Here is a 26,945-nt window from a genome sequence, read left to right on the forward strand (position 1 = left end):
CTAGCGCTCCTCGCCGTACAGGAGCGCGCCCACGTCCGGCTCCACGTCAAACATGTTTTGCAGCGCGTCCAGCGTGTCGCGGGCTTCCGCTTCGTTAATCACGCTCATCGCAAACCCCACGTGGACCAGCACCCACTGGCCGAGGCGCGACGCGCCCGTCTCATCGGTGCTGCCCACCAGCGTCAGGTCGACGTCGCGCAGGATGCCGCAAACCTCCACTTTGGCCTGATTGCCGTCGAGGGAATGGATTTGTCCCGGTACGCCTATGCACATCGTTCGCTCTCCAGCCAGTCCAGCCAGGCGTCCATGCCGTCGCCGCGCGTGGCGGAAACCAGCAGGATGTGAATGTCCGGGTTCACCTCGCGGGCACAGGCAAGGCACTTATCCACGTCGAAGTTCAGGTACGGCAGCAGGTCAACTTTGTTCAGCAGCATGAGGGAGGCGGCGGCGAACATGTGCGGGTACTTCAGCGGCTTGTCCTCCCCTTCGGTCACGGAGAGCACCGCCACTTTATGCCGTTCGCCGAGGTCGAAGCTTGCCGGGCATACCAGGTTGCCGACGTTTTCGATAAACAGGATGCCGTTATCCGCCAGCGGCAGGCGAGGGGCGGCGTCGGCAATCATCTGCGCATCCAGGTGGCAGCCCTTGCCGGTGTTAACCTGGATGGCGGGCGTCCCGGTTTCGCGGATGCGCGCCGCGTCGTTAACGGTTTGCTGATCGCCTTCGATAACCGCGCAGGAGACGCGTTCGTTCAGGCGCGTGAGCGTTTCGGTCAGCAGCGTGGTTTTGCCGGAGCCGGGGCTGGAGACCAGGTTCAGCACCAGCAGTTGACGCGCGGCAAAGCGGGCGCGGTTGCGGGCGGCGATCTGGTTATTTTTGTCCAGCACGTCGATCTCCACCTCCAGCATCTGGCGCTGGCTTATGCCCGGCGCGTGGGTGCCCGCTTCGCCGTGGCCGTAATGCAGGTCGCCCGCGTCGGAACGCTGCGGCGCAAAGGTGATGCCGGTCAGGGCCGCCGCAGGACGCGGGGCAGGGGAAAAGGGCGCGGAGCGAAACGCGGAGTGAGGACGGTGTTCATCCCCTTCTATATACAGGTTGCCTTCAGCGCAACCGCAGGTGCTACACATACATTACTCCTTCTCGATTTCGAGGCGTTGGATCTGCATACCGTCATCCGCCACGATGCGAAGACCCGTGCTCTGACACTGCGGGCAGCGCTGAACCTTTGATGAGAGCAGGGTGACGTATCGCTGGCACTGCTCGCACCAGCACTCCGCCTGCTGCTCGTCGATATGCAGCGCGCAGCCTTCCGCCAGCGTGCCGCGGCACACCAGCTCAAAACAAAAGTTCAGGGCGCTGGTCTCGACGCAGGAAAACGCCCCGACCTTCAGCCAGACGCCGGTGACGCGCTTCGCATGGTTTTGCACTGCCTGCTGTTCGATAAGTTCCAGAGCCCGCTGGCAGAGGGTGATTTCGTGCATGACGCCTCCTCAATGATTTGCGCCAGTAAATGCAATAACGGTGCCAGCTTGATTTGCGTTACGGCGTGACGATGTCAGCGCTGTCGAAATGACACGTCGACACGGCGGCGTTGACAGTGTCTTTTTTGATAAAAATCATTCAAATCAACAAATTAAAAACTGGCACGGAATCTGCTTAACAGCCGCTATCTCCATTAACCGGATACCTTCTATGACTATTTGGGAAATTAGCGAAAAAGCGGATTACATCGCGCAGCGCCACCAGCAGCTTCAGGATCAGTGGCACCTCTACTGTAACTCTCTGGTTCAGGGGATCACCCTGTCAAAAGCCCGACTGCATCATGCGATGAGCTGTGCGGCGCAGGGGGATATGCGCTTTGTCCTGTTCGGTCATTTCACGGTCTTTGTGACCCTGGCAGACAGCTTTAACAGCCACACCATCGAGTACTACGTTGAGAATAAAGAGGGTGAAAAACAACGTATTGCGCAGGCGCAGCTGATGGCCGACGGCATGGTTGACGGCTACGTCAGCAACCGCGATCGCCAGCAGGTGCTTGAGCACTATCTGGAAAAAATCGCGCCGGTTTACAACGGTCTCTACGCCGCGGTTGAGCACGACTTGCCGGTCGACCTCAAACAGCTCGTCGTGGGAAAGGCCCCCGCAAATCTTGCCTGATAACCGAATGTCGAAAAGTGTCGATGAGACAGTTTTTCGTCGTCAAAAATGACCATCACCAGAGGATTGCCCGGTGAACCGTTTTGTAATTGCTGACTCGACGGTCTGTATTGGCTGTCGGACCTGTGAGGCGGCGTGTTCGGAAACGCACCGCCTGCACGGGCTGCAGTCCATGCCGCGCCTGCGCGTCATGCGTAATGAGAAAGAGTCTGCCCCGCAGCTCTGCCACCACTGTGAAGATGCCCCTTGTGCGGGCGTGTGTCCCGTCAATGCCATCACCCGCGTCGATGGCGCGGTCCAGCTGAACGAAAGCCTGTGCGTGAGCTGCAAGCTGTGCGGCATCGCCTGCCCGTTCGGTGCCATTGAATTCTCCGGCAGCCGCCCGCTGCATATCCCGGCGAACGCCAATACCCCGAAAGCGCCGCTTGCGCCACCGGCTCCGGCACGCGTGAGCACGCTGCTGGACTGGGTGCCCGGCATCCGCGCTATTGCGGTGAAGTGCGACCTGTGCAGCTTTGACGAACAGGGCCCGGCCTGCGTGCGGACCTGCCCGACCAAAGCGCTGATCCTGGTTAACATCCGCGATATCGCCCGCACCAGCAGGCGCAAACGCGAGCTGACCATTAATACCGACGTCGGCGATCTTTCGCTTCTGCAGGCGCTAAACGAGGGGGCGAAATGAACGCGATATTTATGATTAACAGCGCCGTGGCGTACTTTGCCGCTGCCGCCGCGCTGGCGCTGGTGTTCTCTTTCCATAAAACCCTGAGCGGCTGGATAGCCGGTATCGGCGGGGCGGTCGGCAGCCTGATGACGCTGGCGGCGGGCGGTGTCGTCCTGCTCGGCGGACAATCCGTGGAAACACTCATGCCGCTGATTCGCCACACCGTGGCGATTACGCCGCTGAACGCCATCTGGCTGGTGACCTTTGGCCTGTGCGGGCTGTTTATCAGCCTGTTCAATATCGACTGGCACCGCCATCAGCAGACCAAAGCCAACGGCCTGCTGGTCAATCTGCTGATGGCTGCCGCGGTTTGCACGGTTATCGCCAGCAACCTCTGCGCGCTGGTGGTGATGGCGGAGATCATGGCGCTGTGTGGCGTGTTCCTGACCGGCTGCAGCGCCTCCGGTAAGCTGTGGTTTGCACTCGGACGCCTCGGCACGCTGCTGCTGGCGCTGGCCTGCTGGCTGGTGTGGCAGCGTTTCGGCACCCTGGACTTTGCCGCGCTTAACGGCCAGCCGCTGGGGAACGACGTCTGGCTGCTGGGCGCACTCGGCTTTGGCCTGCTGGCCGGGATTATCCCGCTGCACGGTTGGGTCCCGCAGGCGCACGCGAATGCCTCTGCGCCCGCCGCCGCGCTGTTTTCGACGGTGGTAATGAAGGTCGGTCTGTTCGGCATTTTGACGATTACCCTGACGGGCGGTCAGCCGCCGCTGTGGTGGGGGGTAGCGCTGCTGATTGCGGGGATGATGACCGCATTTGTCGGCGGCCTGTACGCCCTGATGGAGCACAACATCCAGCGTCTGCTGGCGTACCACACCCTGGAAAACATCGGCATCATCCTGCTCGGCATGGGCGCGGGCGTCACCGGGCTGGCGCTCAACCAGCCGGCGCTGATTGCCGCCGGGTTTATCGGCGGTCTGTATCACCTCGTCAACCATAGCCTGTTTAAAACCACTCTGTTCCTCGGCGCGGGCAGCGTCTGGTTCCGCACCGGCCATCGCGATATCGAAAAGCTCGGTGGGATTGGCAAAAAGATGCCGATGATTTCACTCGCCATGCTGGTGGGGCTGATGGCGATGGCCGCGCTGCCGCCGCTGAACGGCTTTGCCGGGGAGTGGGTGATCTATCAGTCCTTCTTCGCGCTCGGCCAGAGCGACGCGTTTATCGCGCGTTTACTCGGCCCGCTGTTGGCGGTGGGCCTGGCGATTACCGGGGCGCTGGCGGTGATGTGCATGGCGAAAGTCTATGGCGTCACCTTCCTCGGCGCGCCGCGTACCCGCGAAGCGGAAAACGCCTGCTGCGCCCCGGTACTGATGGCCACCAGCGTGGTCGCGCTGGCGCTGTGCTGCATTGCGGGCGGGGTTGCCGCGCCGTGGCTGCTGCCGCTGCTGGGCCACGCCATTCCGCTGCCGCTGGCGACGGCGCATACCGTTGTCTCCCAGCCGATGATGGCGCTGCTGCTGATCGCCGGGCCGTTCCTGCCGTTCGTGCTGATGCTGTTCTTCAGACGCGACCGTCTCGCCTCCCGCTCTCGCGGCGCGGCGTGGGCCTGCGGTTATGAACACGAGCCGTCAATGGTTATCACCGCCCATGGATTTGCCATGCCGGTGAAGGAGAACTTCGCCGCCGTGCTGAAGCTGCGCCAGTGGCTTAACCCGCAGGGCTGGGTGCCGGGCTGGCAGAGTGCTGCCGTGCCCGTGCTGTTCCGCCGACTGGCGCTGATCGAGCTGGCGGTGCTGGTGGTGATTGTGATTTCACGAGGAGCCTGACATGAGTCTGTTACTGGCAATTCTTCAGGCGCTGGTGCTGTTCGCCGCCGCGCCGCTGCTGTCGGGCATCACGCGCGTGGCGCGCGCCCGAATGCACAACCGTCGCGGGCCTGGCGTGCTCCAGGAGTACCGCGATCTCATCAAGCTGCTCTCTCGCCAGAGCGTCGCGCCGGATGCTGCGGGCTGGGTGTTCCGCCTGACGCCGTTCGTGATGGTCGGCGTGATGCTCACCATCGCCACCGCGCTGCCGGTGGTCACGGTAGGCTCGCCGCTGCCGGTGCTCGGCGATCTGATTACGCTCATCTACCTCTTCGCCATCGCGCGCTTCTTCTTTGCGATTGCGGGCCTGGACACCGGCAGCCCGTTTACCGGCATCGGCGCCAGCCGTGAGGCGATGCTCGGCGTGCTGGTTGAGCCGATCCTGCTGCTGGGGCTGTGGGTAGCCGCGCAGGTTGCAGGTTCGACCCACATCAGTTTTATCACCGACACCGTTTACCACTGGCCGGTGGCCCGCTCCATCCCGCTCGTGCTGGCACTCTGCGCCTGCGCGTTCGCCACGTTTATTGAGATGGGCAAGCTGCCGTTCGATCTCGCGGAAGCGGAGCAGGAGCTGCAGGAAGGGCCGCTCACCGAGTACAGCGGCTACGGCTTCGCGGTGCTGAAGTGGGGCATCAGCCTTAAGCAATTGGTGGTGTTGCAGATGTTTGTTGGCGTTTTCTTCCCGTGGGGGCAGATGACGCACTTCTCTGCAGGCGGCCTGCTGCTGGCCGTGGTGGTGGCCGCCCTCAAGCTGCTGGTCGGCGTGCTGGTCATCGCCCTGTTTGAAAACAGCATGGCACGCCTGCGTTTTGCGGCAACCTCGCGCATCACCTGGGCCGGTTTTGGTTTTGCATTTTTAGCGTTCGTCTCCTTGCTGGTGGCGTGATTAAAGAGAGTGTTTATGTCTGAAGAAAAGAAAGGTCAGCAGTATCTCGCCGCGTTGCATCAGGCTTTCCCGGGCGTGGTGCTGGAGGAGTCCTGGCAAACCAAAGATCAGATCACCATTACCGTGAAGGTGAACTACCTGCCGGAAGTGGTGGAGTTTCTCTATTACCAGCAGGGCGGCTGGCTGTCGGTGCTGTTCGGTAACGACGAGCGCCAGCTGTGCGGTAACTACGCGGTGTACTACGTGATGTCGATGGAGCAGGGCGAGAAGTGCTGGCTCACCGTGCGCGTCGAGGTCGACCCGAACAAGCCGGAATACCCGTCCGTAACGCCGCGCGTTCCTGCCGCCGTCTGGGGTGAGCGCGAGGTGCGCGACATGTACGGCCTGGTGCCGGTCGGCCTGCCGGACGAGCGTCGTCTGGTGCTGCCGGACGACTGGCCGGATGAACTCTATCCGCTGCGTAAGGACAGCATGGATTACCGCCAGCGTCCGGCCCCGACCACCGACAGCGAAACCTACGAGTTCATCAACGAGCTGGGCAGCAAGAAGAACAACGTGGTGCCGATCGGCCCGCTGCACGTCACCTCCGACGAACCGGGCCACTTCCGCCTGTTCGTCGACGGCGAAAATATCATCGACGCCGACTACCGCCTGTTCTACGTCCACCGCGGTATGGAGAAGCTGGCGGAAACCCGCATGGGCTACAATGAGGTCACGTTCCTCTCTGACCGCGTGTGCGGCATCTGCGGCTTCGCCCACAGCACCGCCTACACCACCTCGGTGGAGAACGGCATGGGGATCGTGGTGCCGGAGCGCGCGCAGATGATCCGCGCCATTCTGCTGGAGGTGGAGCGCCTGCACTCGCACCTGCTGAACCTCGGCCTGGCCTGCCACTTCGTCGGCTTTGACTCCGGGTTTATGCAGTTCTTCCGCGTGCGCGAAGCGTCGATGAAGATGGCGGAGATCCTCACCGGGGCGCGTAAAACTTACGGCCTGAATCTGATCGGCGGGATCCGCCGCGACCTGCTGAAAGACGACATGATCAAGACCCGCCAGCTGGCGCAGCAGATGCGTCGCGACGTGCAGGAGCTGGTGGACATGCTGCTCAGCACGCCAAACATCGAGCAGCGCACCGTCGGGATTGGTCGCCTCGATCCGGAAATTGCCCGCGACTTCAGCAATGTCGGCCCGATGGTGCGCGCCAGCGGCCACGCCCGCGACACCCGCGCCGATCACCCGTTCGTCGGCTACGGCCTGCTGCCGATGACCGTGCACAGCGAACAGGGCTGCGACGTTATATCTCGCCTCAAGGTGCGTATCAACGAGGTCTACACCGCCCTGAACATGATCGACTTCGGGCTGGACAACCTGCCGGGCGGTCCGCTGATGGTGGAGGGCTTCACCTACATTCCAAACCGCTTTGCCCTCGGCTTTGCCGAAGCGCCGCGAGGGGATGATATCCACTGGAGCATGACCGGCGACAATCAGAAGCTCTACCGCTGGCGCTGTCGCGCGGCGACCTACGCCAACTGGCCTACCCTGCGCTATATGCTGCGCGGTAATACGGTCTCTGACGCGCCGCTGATCATCGGCAGCCTCGATCCGTGCTACTCCTGCACCGACCGCATGACGGTGGTGGACGTGCGCAAGAAGAAAAGCCAGGTGGTGCCGTACAAAGAGCTTGAGCGCTACAGCATCGAGCGCAAGAACTCGCCGCTGAAATAAGGACACGCCATGTTTACCTTTATCAAAAAAGTAATCAAAACCGGCGCGCAGACCAGCAGCTATCCGCTGGAGCCGATCCCGGTGGATAAAAACTTTCGCGGCAAGCCGGAGCACAACCCGCAGCAGTGCATCGGCTGCGCGGCCTGCGTCAACGCCTGCCCGTCGAACGCCTTAACGGTGGAAACGGATCTTAAAACCGGCGAGCTGGCCTGGCAGTTTAACCTCGGGCGCTGCATCTTCTGCGGCCGCTGCGAGGAGGTTTGCCCGACGGTCGCCATTCGACTTTCTCAGGAGTACGAACTGGCGGTGTGGAAAAAAGAGGATTTTCTCCAGCAGTCGCGCTTCGCGCTGTGCAATTGCCGCGTCTGCAAGCGTCCGTTCGCCGTGCAAAAAGAGATCGACTACGCCATCGCGCTGCTGCAGCACAACGGCGACGCCCGCGCAGAGCATCACCGCGAAAGCTTCGAAACCTGCCCGGAGTGTAAGCGCCAGAAATGCCTGTTGCCGTCTGACCGCATTGATATTACCCGCCATATGAGAGAGGCCAGCTGATGGAAAACTTACTCGGCCCGCGCGACGATAACGGCATTCCGGTGCCGCTGACGGTGGAGGAGTCCATCGCCAGCATGAAAGCGTCGCTACTGAAAAAAATCAAACGCTCGGCCTACGTTTACCGCGTGGACTGCGGCGGCTGCAACGGCTGTGAGATCGAGATCTTCGCCACCCTGTCGCCGCTGTTTGACGCCGAGCGCTTTGGCATCAAAGTGGTACCGTCCCCGCGTCATGCGGACATTCTGCTGTTTACCGGGGCGGTGACCCGCGCCATGCGATCGCCCGCGCTGCGCGCCTGGCAGTCCGCGCCGGATCCGAAAATCTGCATCTCCTACGGCGCCTGCGGCAACAGCGGCGGCATTTTCCACGATCTTTATTGCGTCTGGGGCGGCACCGACAAAATCGTGCCGGTGGATGTCTATATTCCGGGCTGCCCGCCGACGCCTGCCGCCACGCTGTACGGCTTTGCGATGGCGCTCGGCCTGCTGGAGCAGAAGATCCACGCCCGCGCCCCCGGCGATATCGACAACCAGCCCGCGGCCATTCTGCATCCGGACATGGTCCAGCCGCTGCGCGTGAAGGTGGACCGCACGGCGCGCAGGCTGGCGGGCTATCGCTACGGGCGTCAGATTGCCGACGATTACCTGCGCCTGCTGAGCCAGGGCGACCATCAGGTGGCGCGCTGGCTGGAGGCGGAAAACGATCCGCGTCTCAATGAGATCGTGGCGAACCTGAACAGCATTGTGGATGAGGCGCGTATCCGATGAGTGAAACGGTGGTGTTCAGCCAGCTGAGCCGTAAGTTTATTGATGAGAACGATGCCACGCCGGATGCGGCGCAGCAGGTGGTCTATTACAGCCTGGCGATTGGGCACCACCTCGGGGTGATCGACTGTCTGGAGGCGGCGCTAACCTGCCCGTGGTCGGAATACCTGGCGTGGATCGCCACGCTGGAGGAGGGCAGCACCGCGCGGCGCAAGATGGAGGGTGTGCCGAAGTATGGCGAGATCGTCATCGACGCCAACCATATCACGATGCTCGCTAATGCCTTTGACGCGGCGCTCGGCAGGCAAACCCCGGCGCAGCAGGCGTGGAGCAAAACGCTGCTCGGCATGCTGCACGATATTCATCAGGAGAGCGCCATCTACCTGATGGTGAGGAGATTACGTGACTGACGTTTTACTGTGTGTCGGCAACAGCATGATGGGCGACGACGGCGCGGGCCCGCTTCTGGCAGAAATGTGCGCCGCGAACCCGCAGGGCGATTGGGTGGTAATCGACGGCGGTAGCGCGCCGGAAAACGATGTGGTCGCCATTCGCGAGCTGCACCCGGAAAGGCTGCTAATCGTCGATGCCACCGATATGGGGCTCAACCCGGGCGAGATCCGCCTGATTGATCCGGACGACATCGCCGAGATGTTTATGATGACCACCCACAATATGCCGCTGAACTACCTGGTCGATCAGATTAAAGACGACGTGGGCGAGGTGTTGTTTTTAGGAATTCAGCCGGACATTGTCGGGTTTTATTACCCGATGACGCCGCCGGTGAAGGCGGCGGTGGAGGAGGTGTATTCGCGGCTGGCGGGGTGGGTTGGGGACGGAGGGTTTTCTCCGCTCTGAGCAGTGCCGGGTGGCGGCTACTCCTTACCCGGCCTACAAAACCGTAGGCCCGGTAAGCGCAGCGCCACCGGGCAACAGGCTACGCCAGATCCGCCCCGTTACTCGCAATCACCTTCTTATACCACCAGAACGATTTCTTGCGCTTTCTCTCCAGCGTCCCGTTGCCGGCATCATCGCGGTCAACGTACACAAACCCGTAGCGCTTGCTCATCTCGCCCGTTGAGGCCGACACCAGGTCGATGCAGCCCCAGGTGGTGTAGCCCATCAGCGGCACGCCGTCCTCAATCGCATCGCCCATCGCGCGGATATGCTCGCGCAGGTAGCTGATGCGGTAGTCGTCGTTGATCTCGCCATTTTCATCTATGACGTCCTTCGCGCCGAGGCCGTTTTCCACCAGGAACAGCGGCTTCTGGTAGCGGTCGTACATCATGTTCATGGTGATACGCAGGCCGAGCGGATCGATGCCCCAGCCCCACTCGCTTACCTGAATATGCGGGTTACGCAGGGACTTCACGATGTTTGCCGCGCTGGTGTTGCCCGCGTTCATGTCCGCCGACGCGCAGCGCGAGGCGTAATAGCTGAACGAGACAAAGTCGACGGTGTTTTTCAGCAGTTCGTCGTCGCCGGGATCTTTCACAATCACCACGCCTTTTTCGCGGAACACGCGGGCGGAGTAGGCCGGATAGCTGCCGCGCGCCTGCACGTCGATAAAGAACAGGTTCTCTCGGTCTTTCTCCAGCGCCATCCACACGTCTTCCGGTTTGCAGGAGTACGGGTAGAAGTTACCGCCCGCCAGCATGCAGCCGACCTGGTTTTCCGGGTTCACCTCGTGAGCGATTTTTGTCGCCAGCGCGCTCGCCACCAGCTCGTGGTGCGCGGCCTGGTATTTCACCTGAACCTCGTTTTCACCTTCCTCAAACACCAGCCCCGCGCCGGAAAACGGGCTGTGCAGCATGATGTTGATTTCGTTGAAGGTCAGCCAGTATTTCACCAGCCCGTTAAATTCCTCGAAGCAGGTGCGGGCGTAGCGGGCGAAGAAATCGACCATCTTACGGTTGCGCCAGGAGCCGTACTCCGTCACCAGGTGCATCGGCACGTCGAAGTGGCAAAGCGTTACCAGCGGCTCAATGTTGTACTTTTTGCACTCCTCGAACACCGCACGGTAGAAGGCAATGCCCTCTTTATTTGGCAGCGGCTCGTCGCCGTTCGGGTAGAGGCGGCTCCAGGCGATCGAGGTGCGGAACACCGTAAAGCCCATCTCCGCCATCAGGGCGATGTCCTCTTTATAGCGATGGTAAAAATCAATCGCCTCGTGGCTCGGGTAAAACTCATCGTCACGCAGCGAAAAACGCTTTTCCTGACCGACCTTCACCGCCAGGCGATGCGCGCCGTGGGGGATCATATCGACCGTCGTCAGTCCTTTGCCGCCTTCACGGTAAGCACCTTCACTCTGGTTGGCGGCAAGCGCGCCGCCCCATAAAAATCCTTGTGGAAAAACAGACATTCTTACCTCGCTTTCAATTTATGCTTTTGCTGCGTTGTTCTGTACCGGTGCGGTCTGCAGGGCGCGCGCTTTTTCAGCCTCGTCTTCGACCGGGATATCCTCAAACCCTAACAGCAGGGTCAGAACAAATGACAGCACCACGGCCAGACCCATTACGCCAAACACCCAGACGATGGTCATCGGGTTGGCCGGGTCGAAGAACTGCACGCTGGTAAACAGCCCCGGCGCCGCCATCGAGTGGCTGGCAAGGCCTGCCATACCCGCCACCGCGCCGCAGATAAAGCCGCTGATCAGGCTCGCAATCAGCGGACGCTTCAGGCGTACCGCTACGCCGTACAGGGCCGGTTCAGAGATCCCCGCCATGATGGCGGAGGCCGCCGCGGCCAGTGCCGTCTGGCGCAGTTCCGGGTTTTTCGTTTTCCATGCCACCGCCAGCGACGAGCCGCCGAGCGACAGGTTGGCGCCGATTTCTGACGGCATCACCATTCCTTCTTTGCCCGTTTCGGCAATGGTCTGAATGATGGTCGGCGTAAACACGCGATGCATCCCGGTCATCACCAGCAGCGGCCACAGTGCGCCCATGATGGCGACGGAGAGCCAGCCCAGGTAGCCGTGAATGGTGTAAACCAGCGCGGAGATGGCGCTACCGATCCAGATCCCCAGCGGGCCAATCAGCACGATGGCGAGCGGGGCGGCAATCAGCACGATCAGCATCGGCTTGAGGAAGTTTTTGGTCACCGCCGGGGTGATGCGATCCACCCAGCGTTCGATATACGACAGGCACCAGGTCATGACCAGCGCCGGGATGACGGTATAGGTGTATTTCACCGCCGTCACCGGAATAAAGGCGAATTCAACGTGCTCCCCCTGCGCGGCTTTCGCCATCAGCTCGATAAAGCTCGGGTGCACCAGCACGCCCGCGATGGCAATCGCCAGCGACATGTTGGTTTTAAACTTCACCGCCGCCGAGGCCGCCACCATCAGCGGCAGGAAGAAGAACGCCCCGTCGCCTATGACGGTCAAAATGGTGAGCGTCGGCGCGCCTTTTTCCAGCACGCCAGTCATTTCGAGGATCATCGCCAGCAGCTTGACCATCGAACCGCCGATGATCGCCGGGATCAGCGGCGACATGGTGCCGATCAGCGCGTCGAGGATCCCGGCGCCAATGCGGCGTAACGTCAGCTTCTGCGGGCCTTCCGGTACCACGGACTGCAGGTCAACGGGCAGCAGGCTCACTACTTCGCGGTACGCCTGTGAAACCGTGTTGCCAATAATCACCTGGCACTGGTTGTCATTACGCACCACGCCAAGCACGCCGCTGATGCTTTTCAGGCGCGCAACGTCGGTAAGATTTTCGTCTTTCAGAACGAAACGCAGGCGCGTCATGCAGTGGGTGACGGCGACGATATTCTCTTTGCCGCCCAGCGCGCTGATAACGTCGTTTGCCAGCGCAGCGTAGTTTTTGGCCATCGGATCTGTTCCTGTTATCGTTGTGTGAAATGTAGGAAACCGGTTCCACATAATCATCATGAGTTTCTTTTGTTGAAACAAGACCGCTTTTTGGACATTTTTTCTTTTCGTGATGAAGATCGCAGTGGGGTGTAGAAAGCGTGACGTCGTCGCTGCGACAATTTTTTCGCGGTGCAGTACACTGCCCGCATGAGTTTCGGATGGAAGAACAATATGACCACGATGCTGGAAGTGGCGAAGCGGGCAGGCGTGTCGAAAGCGACGGTTTCCCGGGTGTTGTCGGGCAACGGCTACGTTAGCCAGGAGACCAAAGACCGGGTTTTTCAGGCCATTGAAGAGAGCGGCTATCGCCCGAACTTGCTGGCGCGAAATCTGGCGACCAAACGCACCCAGACGCTTGGGCTGGTAGTGACCAACACCCTGTATCACGGCGTCTACTTTAGCGAGCTGCTGTTTAACGCCGCGCGGATGACGGAAGAAAAAGGGCGGCAGCTGATCCTCGCCGACGGCAAGCACAGCGCCGAAGAAGAGCGCGAGGCGATCCAGTATCTACTGGATATGCGCTGCGATGCGGTAATTATCTACCCGCGTTTTCTCAGTGTGGAAGAGCTGGACGAGCTCGTCGAGAAATGCGAGCAGCCGATTATGGTGCTTAACCGCCGTCTGCGGAAAAACAGCAGCCACAGCGTCTGGTCCGATCATAAAGCCTCGTGTCAGGACGCGGTGTCGCAGCTGATTGCGAAAGGGCACCGGGAGATTGCCTTTATCACCGGTTCGCTGGATTCCCCCACCGGGGTTGAGCGTCTTTCCGGTTACAGGGATGCGCTGGCGCAGCACGGTATTGCAGCGCGTGACGCGCTTATCGCCGAAGGGAAGTGGAACCCGGCCAGCGGCGCGGCGGCGGTCACTCAACTCCTCTCCCGCGGCGAACCGTTTACCGCGCTGGTGGCGAGCAACGACGATATGGCGATCGGCGCCATCAAGCAGCTGCACGACAGCGGCGTCGCCACGCCGGACGCGGTGTCCGTCATCGGCTTTGACGACGTGGCGATAGCGCCCTACATCGTGCCGTCGCTTTCCAGCGTCCGTATTCCGGTGACGGCGATGATCCAGGAGATCGTCAGTCGCCTGATTTTCATGCTCGACGGCGGAGAGTTCAAATATCAGCAAACCTTTTCTGGCGAGCTTGTTCTGCGCGACTCCGTTACCGATGGCCCGCACCGCTGACGTCGACATCTGTCATCGTCACTAATGACGATGACAGAAACGCTGCGTTTTTATTATTGTTAAAAATCAGTGGGTTAAATATTGGCACGGTTTATGAATAGCTTCGCGCATAACAGTTATGCCGGAGAAGCAGATGAACCGTTTTATTATGGCCGATGCCAGCAAGTGCATTGGTTGCCGTACCTGTGAAGTGGCGTGCGTGGTTTCCCACCAGGCGGAGCAGGATTGCGCCTCTCTCACTCCCGATACCTTCCTGCCGCGCATTCACGTCATTAAAGGTGTGAATATTTCCACCGCCGCCATCTGTCGCCAGTGCGAAGATGCGCCGTGCGCGAACGTCTGCCCGAACGGGGCGATTAAGCGCGAGAAGGGCTTTGTGCACGTGATGCAGGAGCGCTGCATCGGCTGCAAAACCTGCGTGGTGGCGTGTCCGTATGGCGCGATGGAGGTGGTTGTCCGCCCGGTGGTGCGCAACAGCGGCATGGGGCTGAGCGTGCGGGCAGAGAAAGCCGAAGCCAATAAATGCGATCTTTGCTATCACCGCGAAGCCGGCCCGGCCTGTATGGAGGCCTGCCCGACGCACGCGCTGGTCTGCGTGGATCGTGACAAGCTTGAGCAGATGAGCGCAGAAAAACGCCGTCGCGCGGCGTTCGACACCTCGTCATCGCTGCTGTTTTAAGCTGCGATGAGCGTTAACGGCGTACTGCTTCGGGTGCGCGGCAAAGTGCAGGGCGTGGGGTTTCGGCCCTTCGTCTGGCAGCTGGCGCACCGGCTGAAGCTTGTGGGCGATGTCTGCAACGACGGAGAGGGTGTCCTGGTGCGTCTCGCGGGTAATGGGGGGGACTTTACCGCGAGGCTGCATCAGGACTGCCCACCGCTGGCGCGCATCGATCGCGTTGAAACGCAGCCGTTCACCTGGGCGGACATGCCTGAGGACTTTACCATCCGCCACAGCGATCGCGGGGCGATGGATACGCAAATCGTGCCGGATGCCGCCACCTGCCCGGCGTGTCTGGCTGAAATGCGCGATCCCCGCGAGCGCCGCTATCGTTACCCGTTTATCAACTGCACCCACTGCGGGCCGCGGTTTACCATTATCCGCGCCATGCCGTACGACCGTCCGGCCACGTCGATGGCCGCATTCCCGCTCTGCGCGCCGTGCGAAACCGAGTACCGCAACCCGGCCGACCGCCGCTTCCACGCCCAGCCGGTGGCCTGCCCGGACTGCGGGCCGCAGCTGGAATGGCGAGCCGGAGATGCTGTTGCCATACGCGAGTCGGCTTTACGCGCGGCGGTGGCGATGCTGAAAGGCGGCGGCATTGTCGCGGTGAAAGGGCTGGGCGGTTTCCACCTCGTTTGCGACGCGCTGGATCCGCAGGCGGTACAGAAACTGCGAATGCGCAAGCAGCGCCCGACGAAGCCGCTGGCGGTGATGCTACCGGATGCGGACGATCTGCCGGAGACGATACAGACGCTGTTACGCTCGCCCGCGGCACCGATCGTGCTGACGCTGAAAGCTTCGCTTCCCGCGTTTCCCGAGGAAATTGCCCCAGGGCTCGACTGCGTTGGCGTGATGCTGCCCGCGAACCCGCTCCAGCATCTTTTGCTGATGGACTGCCGGCGCCCGCTGGTGATGACCTCCGGCAACCTCAGTGGCAGGCCGCCTGCCGTCACCAACGCGCAGGCGCTGGAGGATCTCAGCGGCATCGCGGACGGCTTCCTGCTGCACAACCGCGACATCCTGCAGCGCATGGATGATTCGGTGATGGATCGGGATGGCGCTATCCTGCGTCGCGCCCGGGGTTTTGTGCCCGATGCCGTCACGTTGCCCGTGGGTTTTGAGAATATCCCCGCCATGCTGTGCACCGGTGCAGAGATGAAAAACACCTTCTGCCTGGTGCGAGGCAACCAGGCGGTGGTGAGCCAGCACTTTGGCGATCTGAGCGACGAGGGCGTAGAGGCGCAGTGGCGCAGCGCGCTCTCGACGATGCAGGACATCTACGCTTTCCAGCCTGATAAGCTGGTGTGCGATGCCCATCCGGGGTATCGCGCGCGCCGGTGGGCGCAGGAGCAGGCGCTGCCCGTCGAAACCGTGCTGCATCATCACGCTCACGCGGCGGCGTGCCTGGCGGAGAACGGCTGGCCGCTCGGCAGCGGAGACGCTATCGCTCTGACGCTGGACGGGATCGGCAAGGGCGAGAACGGCGCGCTGTGGGGCGGAGAGTGCCTGCGGGTGAACTATCTCGACTGCGAACGGCTCGGCGGCCTGCCTGCCGTGGCGCTGCCGGGCGGCGATCTGGCGGCAAAGCAGCCGTGGCGTAATCTGCTCGCCCACTGCCTGGCGTTTGTCCCGGACTGGCAACGCTACCCGGAAACGCGAGCGGTTCAGCGCCACAGCTGGCCGCTGCTGGCAACGGCGATCCAGCGTGGCATCAACGCGCCGCAGGCGTCGTCCTGCGGGCGTTTGTTTGATGCGGTCGCCTGCGCGCTGGGCATCGACGCGCAGCGCTACGAAGGCGAGGCAGCGTGCAGGCTGGAGGCGCTGGCATCGCAGTGCGCGGGCGTTGACCATCCGGTGATTCTGAAAGCGAATAACCTTGCGCTGTTCTGGCAGCAGTGGCTGAACTGGCAGGCGGAGCCCTGCGAGCGCGCGTGGGCGTTTCACGACGCGCTGGCAAAAGGGCTGGCTCAGCTCGCCGCGCGCCATGCCCGACGCTTATCGATTTCGACAATCTGCTTCAGCGGCGGCGTGTTGCACAACCGCCTGCTGCGCGCGCGCCTGCGTCATTATCTTTCTGACTTTACGCTTCTTTTTCCTTCGCGCCTGCCCGCAGGTGACGGAGCGATCTCCTTCGGGCAGGCGGTGGTTGCCGCTGCCCGGTCATGTTCAAAAAGGATTTAAAATGTTACGACTGTTACGCAACGAACCTCGCGCCGCGCTTCTGCTGCTGGCTCTGGTAATGGCAAACCTGCTGGCCTGGGGATGGGCATGGCACTCTTTTAGCGGCAGCACGGCGCTGATGGCCGCCAGCCTGCTGGCGTGGTGCTACGGGCTGCGCCATGCGGTGGATGCCGACCACATCGCGGCCATTGATACCGTGACGCGTAAGATGATGCAGCAGGGCAAACGCCCGTGCGGGGTGGGGGCGTGGTTCTCGCTGGGGCACTCCACCATCGTGGTGCTGGCCTCCATTGCCATCGCCGCCACCGCCACGGCGTTTCAGAAAAACATGGAATGGTTCCACGAAACCGGCAGCCTGATTGGCACTGCGGTATCCGCCACCTTCCTGCTGGCGATGGCGCTGGTGAATATGGTGATCCTGCGCGGCGTCTGGCGCAGTTTCCAGGCGCTGAAAAAGGGCCAGACGGTGCAGGGTGACGTCACGCTGCCTGCCCAGGGGGGCGTTATGAACTGGCTGTTCGGTAAAACCTTCCGCCTCGTCAATAAAAGCTGGCAGATGTATCTGGTGGGTTTCCTGTTTGGCCTCGGCTTCGACACGGCCACCGAAATTGGCGTGCTGGGGATCTCCGCCGCCAGCGCCTCCAGCGGGATGTCCGTGTGGTCAATCATGATCTTCCCGGCGCTCTTCGCCAGCGGCATGGCGCTGGTGGATACGCTCGATAACCTGCTGATGGTCGGTGCCTACGGCTGGGCGTTTGATAAACCGCAGCGCAAGCTCTACTACAACATGACCATCACCGGCACCTCCGTGGTGGTGGCGCTGTTTATCGGCGGGCTGGAAGCGCTGGGTCTGCTGATGGATAAATTTGCCCTCAGCGGCGGCATCTGGGATCTGATCGGCGCGGTAAATGACAACCTGGGCAACGCCGGGTTTGTGGTTGTCGGGCTGTTCGTTGCCTGCTGGCTCATCTCCATGGCCAACTATCGCTGGCGCGGCTACGACGCGCTGGTGGTGCGTTCCTGAACTCCCCACCCTGTTTTACCCGGCGGCGCTACGCTTGCGCGGGTCTGCATGTAGGCCGGGTAAGCGGAGCGCTACCCGGCAATACGAGGGTTAAGCAGGTAGCGATTTCAGCAGGGCGAAGGCCTCCTTCATCCGGTCTTCGCTGACGACAAAGGCGCGCATCAGACCGTCAGCATCGGTGCCGCGCGCCACCATTCCCTGCGGTTCGAGGGTAATTTGCCAGTTCAGATCCTGACGCTGCGTTTCACCTGCAAGATGCAGCGGCAATTCCGGCGTTTTGACCTTTACCAGCATGGCGGGTAATTTCAGCGGCGCGCTGCCGCCGAGCAGGTTTTTTGCCAGATACATGGCGCTTAATTGTATCGGTTGCAGAAAGGGCAGCACCTGGCCGTTAATTTCCGCGCAGTCGCCCAGGGCATAAATATCCGGCCGCGTGGTTTGCAGGTAGCTATTTACCTTCACGCCGCGGTTGATTTCAGCCCCTGCACGATGCGCCAGCGCGGTTTCCGGGCGCAGGCCCGTCGCGGCAACCACCGCATCCACTTCTACGCTGCGGCTGCGGTCGAGCGTGGCACGGATACCGCCTTCGGTTTTGCTCAGGCTTTGTAGCTGCGATTTCAACATCAGATGCACGCCCATATCGGTCAGACGATGCTGTAAGCGACTGCTTACTTCTGCGGGCATCAGCACCGACAGAATGCTCGCTGCGTGGTCAACCAGGGTCACGGATTTTCCCGCCCGACAGAAGTCCATCGCCAGCTCGGTGCCGATCAGCCCGCCGCCGACGATCATCACTCTGGCGGCATCGCGTAGCCGGGTTTCGCTGGCCTGATACTCCTGCTGGCTGTTGAGGATAATCATCAACTCGCGGCCCTCAACCGGCGGCACAAACGCAGATGCCCCGGTCGCCAGCACCAGCCTGTCGTACTGCCAGGTTTTCTCTTTCGCTTTTACCACGTGGGCGTCGGCATCGATATCGGTGACCCAGGTGTACGGAAACAGGCGCAGGTTGAACTGCTCTGCGAACTCCCCCGCCGTCTGGCGGGTGAGGTCATCGGCGCGCTGATTCTGGCTAATGACGTGGCTTAAATCAGGCTTGTTGTACTCGTCCATGCTGTCGGCGGCGATCAGCGTCAACGGCACGTTTGCATCCTGTTTGCGGATATTTTTCACCAGCTGGCGGGCAGCAAAGCCCGAGCCGATGATAACGATGCCGTTGCTCATTTTGCCTCCGTTGCCAGTTCATCAAACACGTCTTTACCGAGGGAGCATTCCGGGCAGAGGAAGTTGTCCGGCACCTCGCTCCACGGCGTGCCCGGGGCTACATCCTGCAGCGGTTCGCCAAGCTCAGGATCGTAGATCCACTGGCAGACGCTGCACTGCATGCGCGGACCGAGATCGGCGCTGGCTGCCGCAGAACAGGTTTGTGGCTGTTCCGCAGGTTTTGCGGTGACTTCAGGAAGCGGGGCGAGCGCCCACTGACGGGCGATGTCGCGGCCATGCTGGCGGCAGATTTCCAGCGCGTCGATATCCGGACGCCATTTCGCCTTCAGGCTCATGGACATCTCAAAACCCGCATCCTGTAAACGGGTGGAAAGACGGTCTACCGCGCCGCCGCTCCAGCCGTGAGAGCCAAAGGCGCTGGCGCGTTTGTTACGAAAGCGCAGGCCGGTCATCTCTTCCACCAGGCCGGCAATCTTCGGCATCATCACGTTATTCATGGTGGAGGTACCCACCAGCACGCCCTTGGAGCGGAAGACGTTGGTCAATACCTCGTTCTTATCGCTGCGCGCCACGTTGAAGATTTTCACCGCCACGTTCGGGTCAACTTCATTGATACCCTGGGCAATCGCGTCCGCCATCATGCGGGTGTTGTTGGACATGGTGTCGTAGAAGATGGTGATGCGATCTTCCTGGTAATCCGCGGCCCACTTCAGGTACAGCTCGACGATCTGGGTGGGGTTTTCACGCCAAACCACGCCATGGGAGGTGGCAATCATGTCCACCGGCAGGTTGAAGCCGAGGATTTCGGTAATTTTAGGCGTCACCAGGCGGCTGAACGGAGTCAGGATGTTGGCGTAGTAGCGCTGACACTGTTCGAACAGCTCGGTCTGATCCACCTCATCGTTAAACAGACGTTCGTCGCAGTAGTGCTGGCCGAAGGCGTCGTTGCTGAACAGCACCGCGTCGCCGGTCATGTAGGTCATCATGCTGTCCGGCCAGTGCAGCATCGGGGTTTCGACGAAGATCAGCTGCTTGCCGTTGCCGATATCCAGCGTGTCGCCAGTTTTTACGGTGTGGAAGTTCCACTCCGGATGGTGGTGGTGGCCGTTAATTGAATCAATGGCGTTGGTGGTGCAGTAGATTGGGGTATCCGGAATGTGGGACATCAGTTCGGTCAGCGCCCCGGCGTGGTCCTCTTCCGCATGGTTGATGATGATGTAGTCGATGTCATTCAGGTCGATTTCACCGCGCAGGTTCTGCACGAACTCACGGCTGAATTTGTGATCGACGGTATCGATCAGGACGTTTTTACCTTCGCGGATGAGATAGCTGTTGTAGCTGCTGCCGCGCAGCGTTTTGTATTCCGTCCCGTGGAAATCGCGCACTTCCCAGTCACGTTGACCCACCCAATGAATGTTATTTTTAACCAGAATAGACATAGCAACCTCAACTTAATACAGCGTTTTCAAATAAGATGGTTTGCTTACATCAAGTTGCGTGCCAATTTTTTAAATTATTAATATTCAATAAGTTGTGATTTAATGCCCCATAGTGAGTAGTCATTATGACTATCCTAAAAAGAGTCAATATGACATTATTCATTGTCAAAATGACAGTGAGGCAGACATGAGCTTTTCCGTAGACGTGCTGGCGAAGATCGCCATTGAGCTGCAAACCGGTATCGGCCATCAGGACCGCTTTCAGCGCCTGATCTCCACGCTGCGCCACGTGCTGGATTGCGATGCGTCGGCGCTGCTGCGTTACGAAGGGCGGCAGTTTATTCCGCTGGCTATCGACGGCCTGGCGAAGGACGTACTCGGGCGGCGCTTTACGCTGGAGGGCCACCCGCGTCTGGAAACCATCGCCCGCGCGGGCGACGTGGTGCGTTTCCCGGCAGACAGCGATCTGCCCGATCCGTACGACGGCCTGATTCCGGGGCAGGAGAGCCTGAAGGTGCACGCCTGTATTGGCCTGCCGCTGTTCGCCGGGCAGAATCTGATTGGCGCATTAACCCTCGACGGCATGTCGCCGGACCAGTTCGACACCTTCAGCGACGAAGAACTGCGCCTGATTGCGGCGCTGGCAGCCGGGGCGCTGAACAATGCACTGCTGATAGAGCAACTGGAGAGCCAGAATATTCTTCCCGGTAGCCCGACGGCGTTTGAGCCGGTGGCGCACACCGAGATGATCGGCCTTTCACCCGGCATGGCGCAGCTCAAAAAAGAGATTGAGATTGTTGCCGCGTCCGATCTGAACGTGCTGATCTTCGGAGAGACCGGTACCGGTAAGGAGCTGGTGGCGAAGTCCATCCACGAAGCTTCGCCGCGCGCGGTCAACCCGCTGGTGTACCTCAACTGCGCCGCGCTGCCGGAAAGCGTGGCGGAGAGCGAACTTTTCGGTCACGTCAAAGGGGCGTTTACCGGGGCCATCAGCAACCGCAGCGGCAAGTTTGAAATGGCCGATAACGGCACGCTGTTTCTTGATGAGATTGGCGAGCTTTCCCTTTCACTTCAGGCCAAGCTGCTGCGCGTATTGCAGTACGGCGACATCCAGCGCGTGGGGGATGACCGCAGCCTGCGGGTGGACGTGCGGGTCCTTGCTGCGACCAACCGGGATCTACGCGAAGCGGTGCTGGCCGGGCAGTTCCGAGCCGACCTTTTCCATCGCCTGAGCGTGTTCCCGCTGTCCGTGCCGCCGCTGCGTGAGCGCGGAGACGACGTGGTGCTGCTGGCGGGTTATTTCTGCGAACAGTGCCGTCTCAAAATGGGGCTGTCCCGCGTGGTGCTTAGCCCGGGGGCGAGAGCGCATCTGCTCAGCTACGGCTGGCCGGGCAACGTGCGCGAGCTGGAGCATGCGATTCACCGCGCGGTGGTGCTGGCGAGGGCGACGCGCTCGGGGGATGAAGTGGTGATTCATGCGCGCCATTTTGCGCTGCATGAGGAAAATGCCCCGACCGTGAAGCCTGCTGTGCCTGAGAGCGCAATCGAAAACCTGCGCGAAGCGACGGAAGAGTTTCAGCGTCAGATGATTACCCGCGCGCTGGAGCAGAATAACCGCAGCTGGGCGGCGTGCGCGCGGGCGCTGGAGATGGACGTCGCCAACCTGCACCGGCTGGCGAAGCGTCTTGGGCTGAAGGGTTAAATAATCCCGGCCTGGTAGAAGTCCTGCAGGTTGATAGCGCCGCACAGCCTGCCGTGCTCGTCCACCACCGGTGCGGCGGTGATTTTGCGCTTCATCAGCACCTCTTTGGCTTCAATGGCGCGGCTGTCGGCGTTGAGCGTCAGCCCGCCTTTGGTCATGGCGTCAGACACGTTTGTTTCCAGCCTGCCGCCGCCCACCAGCCAGCGGCGCAGGTCGCCGTCGGTGAACACGCCCTTCACGTTTCCGCCGTCATCGCATACCGCAACCAGCCCCAGACCGGTGCGGCTCAGCTCCAGCATCGCGTCCATCACGCTGGTATCGAGTTTGACCTGCGGAATGGCATCGTCGGTGCGCATCAGATGGTGAACCTTGTTGAGCAGTCGCGCGCCGAGCGCACCTGCCGGATGCGAACGGGCAAAATCTTCCTCATTGAATCCGCGCGCCTGCATTACCGCCATCGCCAGCGCGTCGCCCATCATCAGGGTGTTAACGGTGCTGGAGGTCGGGGCGAGGTGCATCGGGCAGGCTTCACGCTCAACGGAAATATCCAGCGTCGCTTTGGCGGCCAGCGCCAGCGGCGAGCGGGGTTTCCCGGTCATCGCCAGCAGGGCGACCGATTTTTCCTGCAGGCGCGGAATAATCAGATCCAGCTCTTTGGCCGAACCGGAGTAAGAGATAAACAGCATCACGTCGCGGCTTTCGATCATCCCGAGATCGCCATGCAGCGCCTCTGCCGGATGCACGAAGAACGCCGGGGTACCGGTGCTGGCGAGCGTCGCGGCAATCTTCTTGCCGATATGGCCAGATTTACCGATGCCCGCCACAATCACTTTGCCTTCGCAGTGGATAATGGTGTTGGCGGCGCGGACAAAATCCTCGCCCAGACGTTCCGGCAGGCGGCTGGCTTCCTGCAGCTCCAGCATCAGCGTCTGGCGGCCCGTTTCTAACAGAAAATCACTCATCTCTTTCTCCGGTTACGATCACGTCGATGCCTTTTTCTTCCAGCGCTTTTTTGAACGCCGGATCGATACCCGCGTCGGTAATCAGCTTATCAACGCTTTCGAGGCTACAGACAATATTGGGGCTTTTGCGGCCAAACTTCGACGAGTCGGCCATTAAAATGACTTCCCGCGCGGCGTTACACATCGCTTTACTGACGCTGAACACCTCGTTAAACGTCGTGACGCCTGCGTTCAGGTCGATGCCGTCGGTGCCCATAAACAGTTTATCGAAGCTGAAGTGGTCGAAAGCGTTTTCCGCCAGCTGGCCGTGAAAGGACGCCGATTTTTTGCGGAAGGTGCCGCCGGGCATCAGGATGGTCTGCTCGCTGTCGAACTCCGACAGCGCGTTGACGATGTGCAGGCTGTTGGTCATCACCGTGATGTTGTTAAAGCGGCTGAGCAGGGGGATCATCTGCAGGACGGTACTGCCTGCGTCGAGGATGATGGAATCGCCGTCCTGGATAAATTTGACGGCGGCTTCGGCAATCAGCGCTTTCTGGTGGGTATTGATCAGCGTTTTGTGATCGATTGGCGGGTCCGCTTCGTCCTTGTTGAGCACCACGCCGCCGTAGGTGCGAATAACGGCGCCAGAGTTTTCGAGCAATACCAGGTCCTTGCGTATTGTCGTGCCGGTGGTGTCAAAGTAGTGGGCCAGATCCTCTACCGAGCATTTTCCCTGCTTTTGCAGATGCTCGAGAATGGCCGCCTGCCGCTGACGTGGTTTCATAGGCGCTTCGTTCCTTAGGTTGCGAAATGATAATTTCGCAAGTCTATAACTTTCACAACGAAATTATCCATGTTTCAGATTGAGCGCTAATGATAGTGCATTCTGACAGAGTGGATCATGGGGAAAGATCACATCAGGCTGCAATTCCTGTAACAAGAGGCCGTTGATTGCCTGGATTTTGGCCGGACGGGCAAATACCGTCATGCCACGCATGAGGAGGGAATCGCACACCCGGTCGTGCTCGTCCAGCGCTACGGCGACGACCACGCGCGGTTTAAAGCGTCCGCCGGAACGCCCGACGCCGACGCGGCCCTTCTGACACAGCGCATCAAACGCGCGGTTAAACTGGTGGATCTGCCAGCCGCCAAACGCCATCTGGCACAGCCAGGCGAGGGCAGCGACGGTGATGAGTGCGGTTACCATATCGACTCCTTGTTTTGTTCCCTCTCCCGGTGGGAGAGGGTTAGGGTGAGGGCATCAGGCCGCTCGATCAGAACATGATCTGCCCACCGGTCACGTTAATCGACTGCCCGGTGCAGTACGACGCTTTCGGACTGGCGTAAAACAGCAGCATGTTCAGCACGTCCTGATAGTCACACCCGCGCTTCAGCGGCACTTTATCGATGTAGTACTGCTCCACTTCCTCAGCCTTGATGCCGAGCTTGGTGGCGTACTGCGGCAGCAGGGACTGGAACATCGGCGATTTCAGCAGGTTGCCCAGCATCAGCGAGTGCACGGTAATCCCGTATTCGGCCAGATCCAACGCCAGGGACTGCGTCAGCCCCACGCCGCCAAACTTCGCCGCGCTGTACCCGGAGTTGTGCTTGCTGCCCACTTTCCCGGATTTTGAGTTGATCTGAATGATGCGCCCCTGAATGCCGTCGCGGATCATCAGGCGGGAAAACTCGCGGGCGCAAAGGAAATAGCCCACCAGATTCACCTGCAGCGAACGGTCAAAATCCCCCAGTTCGAAATCGCTGATAAACGCCGCTTTCGCAATCCCCGCGCTGTAGACCAGCAGGTCGGTGCGCCCAAAAATCTCGTCCACGCCGCGGGCCAGCGCCATCACGCTCTGCTCGCTGGTGGCGTCGGCACCAAACCCGTACGCCATCCCTTCGCCAAACTCGGTGTTAATGGTGTCGGCCACGCGGGCGGCTTTTTCACTCTGAATGTCCACTACCGCCACGCGGTAACCCTCAGCGGCAAGCCCACGGCAGAGGAACTCGCCTAAGGTTTGTCCCCCACCAATGACAACGGCAACCTGACTCATGTGACTCTCCTTAATTACGCAACAAATTTTAACGTGCAGCCTGGGGTGACAGCCTGCGGAACCGGGCCATCCACGTGAACCGTACCGGGGTATTCCGCCTGCGGCTGGCCGTCGAAGCGCAGGGTGATGTGGCCGAGCTCGCGCAGGTTTTGTTCGGCCACGTCGCCGACGGCGGTCACGGCATAGCGCGCCTCGCCCAGCTCCAGCTGGCTCCCGGCCTTCAGCTCGCCGTTCAGTTCGCCGTGGCAGTGGATAAAGCAAAACTCTTCGATATCCGCCGGAGCGCCTTCGCGGAAGGTGATCAGCATCTGGTCGCTCAGCGCGTCCGCTGCGCTCTGGCCGATGCGGGTAATGGTGGTCTGGTAAATGACGTTCATTGCAGGAACCTCTTATTGATAGATAAAGCCGGAGACAAACCAGGCAATCAGCACCGTCGGCGCGCCCGTCAGGAAGCGGCTCACCAGCACGGACGGCACGCCCACGCGCACGGTGTCCTGGCGCGCTTCGGCCAGCGACAGCCCCACGGGGATGAAGTCGCACGCCGCCTGGGCGTTGATGGCAAACAGGGCGGGCAGGGCGAGGTGCGGGGGAATGTTGCCCAGACCAATCTGCACCCCTATCAGCACGCCGATGACCTGGGCAATCACCGCGCCCGGGCCGAGGAACGGCGACAGCAGCGGGAAGGAGCAGATCAGCGCCAGCGTCACCAGCCCGAGCGGGTGGCTGGCGAGCGGGGCGAGGCCGTGGGCAATCCAGTCGCCCAGACCGGACGCCATGATGATGCCGATCAGCGCCGAGACGAACGCCATAAACGGCAGAATTGTTTTCAGCACCGTATCGATAGTGTCGCGTCCGGACTGGAACAGCACCGCCACGGCGGAGCCCATCCCCATCCCGACCTTTGCCAGCAGGCCGTCGCTCTGCTCGGTGATCTTCTTGCTGGTGTCGTACTCGCGCGGGGCTGCTTTTTGCGGCGCGGCAGTGCCATTCACCAGAGTGATGTTGTCCTCCTTCACGCCCGAGACATAAATGTCCTCAAGGATGTACTGCGCCAGCGGGCCGGATTTCCCGGTGGAGTGAATATTCACCGTCGGAATGCGGCGCTTCGGATAGATGCCGCAGCGCAGCGTGCCGCCGCAGTCAATCACCGCCACGCCGATGTCCGCTTCCGGCGGCTCGCCCTCTTTAAAGCCGTCAACCGCTTCCCAGCCGGTCAGCTCGCGCAGCTTGTCGACAATCGCCGGGCGCGTGCCCGCGGTGATGTAGACGATCTTTTTGCCTTCGGTGGCGTCGAACTCCAGCGGGCCGCCCCAGCCGCCCGTGCCTTTCTCAATGCGGATCCGGTTCATGCTGTCGCTCCTGAAAGATGGACCTTCTGTTCAAGCTGGATGCCCATTTTTTTCTCGAAAATAGCGGTGGTGAGGTCGGTCACCCAGCCGCGGAAGAAGTTGGTCACCAGGCCAACCAGCAGGTAGCTCACCGCCAGCGGGCCGAGCGGCAGGCCAAGCGTGGTCAGGCCGCTGGCGATCCCGAGGTAGACAAACAGCTCTCCGGGGTTGATGTGCGGGAACAGGCCGTTCATCGAGTGGCAGCTGTAGGAGGCGGCGGCGTAGTAGCTCGGCTTGTACTTTTCCGGCATAAAGCGGCCGAGGCTTAAGGTCATCGGGTTACAGAAAACAAAGGTGCCGATGAATGGCAATATCAGGTAGCGGGACAGCGGGTTACCGGCGCAGCGCTGGGCAAAGCGTTCGATGCGCTGCTGGCCGATAAAGTTGATCAGCGCGTTCATGATCACCAGCAGGCTGATCAGCAGGGGCAGGATCCCGGTCACCATGCCGGTGAACACTTCTCCGCCTTTCTGAAACAGCCCGATGAACCACTCGGCGCCGTGGGTGATGGTCTCTATCATTCTTCTCTCCTGTGGGGCTTTTTTGTTTTTGTATAACTGCGGCTAATAATAATCACTTTGAAAGGTTTTAAA

At 60.8% G+C, this 26,945-nt stretch carries 28 protein-coding genes; 14 read left to right on the forward strand and 14 right to left on the reverse strand.

Features of this window, described 5'->3' with window-relative positions; genetic code table 11:
- Genes IM284_RS20210 through hypA form a run of 3 tightly spaced genes read right to left on the reverse strand, consistent with a single transcriptional unit; the run spans window position 1 to window position 1,481 of the window.
- On the reverse strand, window positions 1-273 hold the full coding sequence (locus IM284_RS20210) for a HypC/HybG/HupF family hydrogenase formation chaperone (protein WP_028014219.1): 273 nt from the start codon (window positions 271-273) through the stop codon (window positions 1-3).
- Window positions 264-1,127, reverse strand: coding sequence for a hydrogenase nickel incorporation protein HypB (gene hypB, locus IM284_RS20215; RefSeq protein WP_047367495.1), 864 nt, complete (start codon window positions 1,125-1,127; stop codon window positions 264-266). The genes IM284_RS20210 and hypB overlap by 10 nt, the downstream gene beginning before the upstream one ends.
- 3 nt (window positions 1,128-1,130) lie before the next feature.
- On the reverse strand, window positions 1,131-1,481 hold the full coding sequence (hypA, locus tag IM284_RS20220) for a hydrogenase maturation nickel metallochaperone HypA (RefSeq protein ID WP_047367496.1): 351 nt from the start codon (window positions 1,479-1,481) through the stop codon (window positions 1,131-1,133).
- A 211-nt stretch (window positions 1,482-1,692) separates the two neighbouring features.
- Between hypA and hycA the strand changes: the two genes are divergently transcribed.
- From hycA to hycI, 9 genes are all read left to right on the forward strand, one after another.
- Window positions 1,693-2,157: a formate hydrogenlyase regulator HycA gene (hycA, locus tag IM284_RS20225; protein ID WP_041908468.1), complete on the forward strand. Its 465-nt coding sequence runs from the start codon at window positions 1,693-1,695 to the stop codon at window positions 2,155-2,157.
- 73 nt (window positions 2,158-2,230) lie between these two features.
- Window positions 2,231-2,839, forward strand: coding sequence for a 4Fe-4S dicluster domain-containing protein (locus IM284_RS20230; RefSeq protein WP_047367497.1), 609 nt, complete (start codon window positions 2,231-2,233; stop codon window positions 2,837-2,839).
- On the forward strand, window positions 2,836-4,650 hold the full coding sequence (hycC, locus tag IM284_RS20235) for a formate hydrogenlyase subunit 3 (RefSeq protein ID WP_047367498.1): 1,815 nt from the start codon (window positions 2,836-2,838) through the stop codon (window positions 4,648-4,650). The genes IM284_RS20230 and hycC overlap by 4 nt, the downstream gene beginning before the upstream one ends.
- A gap of 1 nt (window position 4,651) precedes the next feature.
- Entirely contained in the window at window positions 4,652-5,575 is a 924-nt protein-coding gene (locus IM284_RS20240; protein ID WP_047367499.1) for a respiratory chain complex I subunit 1 family protein, read from the forward strand.
- Window positions 5,576-5,590: 15 nt separating this feature from the next.
- Entirely contained in the window at window positions 5,591-7,300 is a 1,710-nt protein-coding gene (hycE, locus tag IM284_RS20245; protein ID WP_041908476.1) for a formate hydrogenlyase subunit HycE, read from the forward strand.
- 9 nt (window positions 7,301-7,309) lie between these two features.
- Window positions 7,310-7,852 (forward strand): formate hydrogenlyase complex iron-sulfur subunit, encoded by a 543-nt coding sequence (locus IM284_RS20250; RefSeq protein ID WP_041908477.1) that lies wholly within the window; start codon window positions 7,310-7,312, stop codon window positions 7,850-7,852.
- The gene (locus tag IM284_RS20255; RefSeq protein WP_047367500.1) at window positions 7,852-8,619 is read left to right on the forward strand and encodes an NADH-quinone oxidoreductase subunit B family protein; all 768 of its coding nucleotides are present in this window, start codon (window positions 7,852-7,854) and stop codon (window positions 8,617-8,619) included. Before IM284_RS20250 ends, IM284_RS20255 begins: the two co-directional genes overlap by 1 nt.
- Window positions 8,616-9,026 carry a formate hydrogenlyase maturation HycH family protein gene (locus tag IM284_RS20260; RefSeq protein WP_047367501.1) on the forward strand — a complete coding sequence of 137 codons (411 nt, stop codon included), beginning with the start codon at window positions 8,616-8,618 and terminating at the stop codon, window positions 9,024-9,026. Before IM284_RS20255 ends, IM284_RS20260 begins: the two co-directional genes overlap by 4 nt.
- Window positions 9,019-9,474 (forward strand): hydrogenase maturation peptidase HycI, encoded by a 456-nt coding sequence (gene hycI, locus IM284_RS20265; protein ID WP_047367502.1) that lies wholly within the window; start codon window positions 9,019-9,021, stop codon window positions 9,472-9,474. Before IM284_RS20260 ends, hycI begins: the two co-directional genes overlap by 8 nt.
- Window positions 9,475-9,553: 79 nt before the next feature.
- Here the strand turns inward: hycI and IM284_RS20270 are convergent, their stop codons facing one another.
- On the reverse strand, window positions 9,554-10,978 hold the full coding sequence (locus IM284_RS20270) for a 6-phospho-beta-glucosidase (RefSeq protein WP_047367503.1): 1,425 nt from the start codon (window positions 10,976-10,978) through the stop codon (window positions 9,554-9,556).
- Between the two features lie 18 nt (window positions 10,979-10,996).
- Window positions 10,997-12,448, reverse strand: a complete 1,452-nt coding sequence (ascF, locus tag IM284_RS20275) for a PTS cellobiose/arbutin/salicin transporter subunit IIBC (protein WP_047367504.1) — start codon at window positions 12,446-12,448, stop codon at window positions 10,997-10,999.
- 213 nt (window positions 12,449-12,661) lie between these two features.
- Between ascF and IM284_RS20280 the strand changes: the two genes are divergently transcribed.
- From IM284_RS20280 to IM284_RS20295, 4 genes are all read left to right on the forward strand, one after another.
- Entirely contained in the window at window positions 12,662-13,675 is a 1,014-nt protein-coding gene (locus IM284_RS20280) for a LacI family DNA-binding transcriptional regulator (protein ID WP_032644912.1), read from the forward strand.
- A gap of 133 nt (window positions 13,676-13,808) precedes the next feature.
- Window positions 13,809-14,354, forward strand: coding sequence for an electron transport protein HydN (hydN, locus tag IM284_RS20285; RefSeq protein ID WP_008499565.1), 546 nt, complete (start codon window positions 13,809-13,811; stop codon window positions 14,352-14,354).
- Between the two features lie 6 nt (window positions 14,355-14,360).
- Window positions 14,361-16,577, forward strand: coding sequence for a carbamoyltransferase HypF (gene hypF / locus IM284_RS20290; protein ID WP_193055872.1), 2,217 nt, complete (start codon window positions 14,361-14,363; stop codon window positions 16,575-16,577).
- 1 nt (window position 16,578) lies between these two features.
- Entirely contained in the window at window positions 16,579-17,601 is a 1,023-nt protein-coding gene (locus IM284_RS20295; protein WP_045261259.1) for a HoxN/HupN/NixA family nickel/cobalt transporter, read from the forward strand.
- 90 nt (window positions 17,602-17,691) lie between these two features.
- Here the strand turns inward: IM284_RS20295 and norW are convergent, their stop codons facing one another.
- Together norW and norV are read right to left on the reverse strand one after the other, a co-directional pair.
- The gene (norW, locus tag IM284_RS20300) at window positions 17,692-18,825 is read right to left on the reverse strand and encodes an NADH:flavorubredoxin reductase NorW (RefSeq protein ID WP_047367506.1); all 1,134 of its coding nucleotides are present in this window, start codon (window positions 18,823-18,825) and stop codon (window positions 17,692-17,694) included.
- Window positions 18,822-20,264, reverse strand: coding sequence for an anaerobic nitric oxide reductase flavorubredoxin (gene norV, locus IM284_RS20305; RefSeq protein ID WP_028014201.1), 1,443 nt, complete (start codon window positions 20,262-20,264; stop codon window positions 18,822-18,824). Before norV ends, norW begins: the two co-directional genes overlap by 4 nt.
- Before the next feature lie 187 nt (window positions 20,265-20,451).
- On the opposite strand from norV, the gene norR reads away from it, so the two are divergent.
- Complete coding sequence (gene norR / locus IM284_RS20310) at window positions 20,452-21,966, forward strand: nitric oxide reductase transcriptional regulator NorR (RefSeq protein WP_047367507.1); 1,515 nt, start codon at window positions 20,452-20,454, stop codon at window positions 21,964-21,966.
- On the opposite strand, the gene gutQ is transcribed toward norR, so the two are convergent.
- The 7 genes from gutQ to srlA all read right to left on the reverse strand — a co-directional run bounded on the left by gutQ (window position 21,963) and on the right by srlA (window position 26,873).
- The gene (gutQ, locus tag IM284_RS20315) at window positions 21,963-22,928 is read right to left on the reverse strand and encodes an arabinose-5-phosphate isomerase GutQ (RefSeq protein ID WP_041908497.1); all 966 of its coding nucleotides are present in this window, start codon (window positions 22,926-22,928) and stop codon (window positions 21,963-21,965) included. The two genes, norR and gutQ, sit on opposite strands and share 4 nt — an antisense overlap.
- Window positions 22,921-23,694 carry a DNA-binding transcriptional repressor gene (locus IM284_RS20320; RefSeq protein ID WP_010434430.1) on the reverse strand — a complete coding sequence of 258 codons (774 nt, stop codon included), beginning with the start codon at window positions 23,692-23,694 and terminating at the stop codon, window positions 22,921-22,923. The genes gutQ and IM284_RS20320 overlap by 8 nt, the downstream gene beginning before the upstream one ends.
- Before the next feature lie 63 nt (window positions 23,695-23,757).
- Window positions 23,758-24,117, reverse strand: coding sequence for a transcriptional regulator GutM (gene gutM / locus IM284_RS20325; protein WP_028014197.1), 360 nt, complete (start codon window positions 24,115-24,117; stop codon window positions 23,758-23,760).
- 67 nt (window positions 24,118-24,184) lie between these two features.
- Complete coding sequence (gene srlD / locus IM284_RS20330) at window positions 24,185-24,964, reverse strand: sorbitol-6-phosphate dehydrogenase (protein WP_047367508.1); 780 nt, start codon at window positions 24,962-24,964, stop codon at window positions 24,185-24,187.
- Between the two features lie 14 nt (window positions 24,965-24,978).
- Window positions 24,979-25,341 (reverse strand): PTS glucitol/sorbitol transporter subunit IIA, encoded by a 363-nt coding sequence (gene srlB / locus IM284_RS20335; RefSeq protein WP_045261263.1) that lies wholly within the window; start codon window positions 25,339-25,341, stop codon window positions 24,979-24,981.
- 12 nt (window positions 25,342-25,353) lie between these two features.
- Window positions 25,354-26,313: a PTS glucitol/sorbitol transporter subunit IIB gene (locus IM284_RS20340; RefSeq protein ID WP_045261264.1), complete on the reverse strand. Its 960-nt coding sequence runs from the start codon at window positions 26,311-26,313 to the stop codon at window positions 25,354-25,356.
- Window positions 26,310-26,873 carry a PTS glucitol/sorbitol transporter subunit IIC gene (gene srlA / locus IM284_RS20345; protein ID WP_003862164.1) on the reverse strand — a complete coding sequence of 188 codons (564 nt, stop codon included), beginning with the start codon at window positions 26,871-26,873 and terminating at the stop codon, window positions 26,310-26,312. The genes IM284_RS20340 and srlA overlap by 4 nt, the downstream gene beginning before the upstream one ends.
- Window positions 26,874-26,945 lie beyond the last annotated feature (72 nt).

Origin of the sequence: Enterobacter cloacae complex sp. P12RS (genome assembly GCF_014895875.1) — a bacterium.
Classification (GTDB): Bacteria; Pseudomonadota; Gammaproteobacteria; order Enterobacterales; family Enterobacteriaceae; genus Enterobacter; species Enterobacter bugandensis.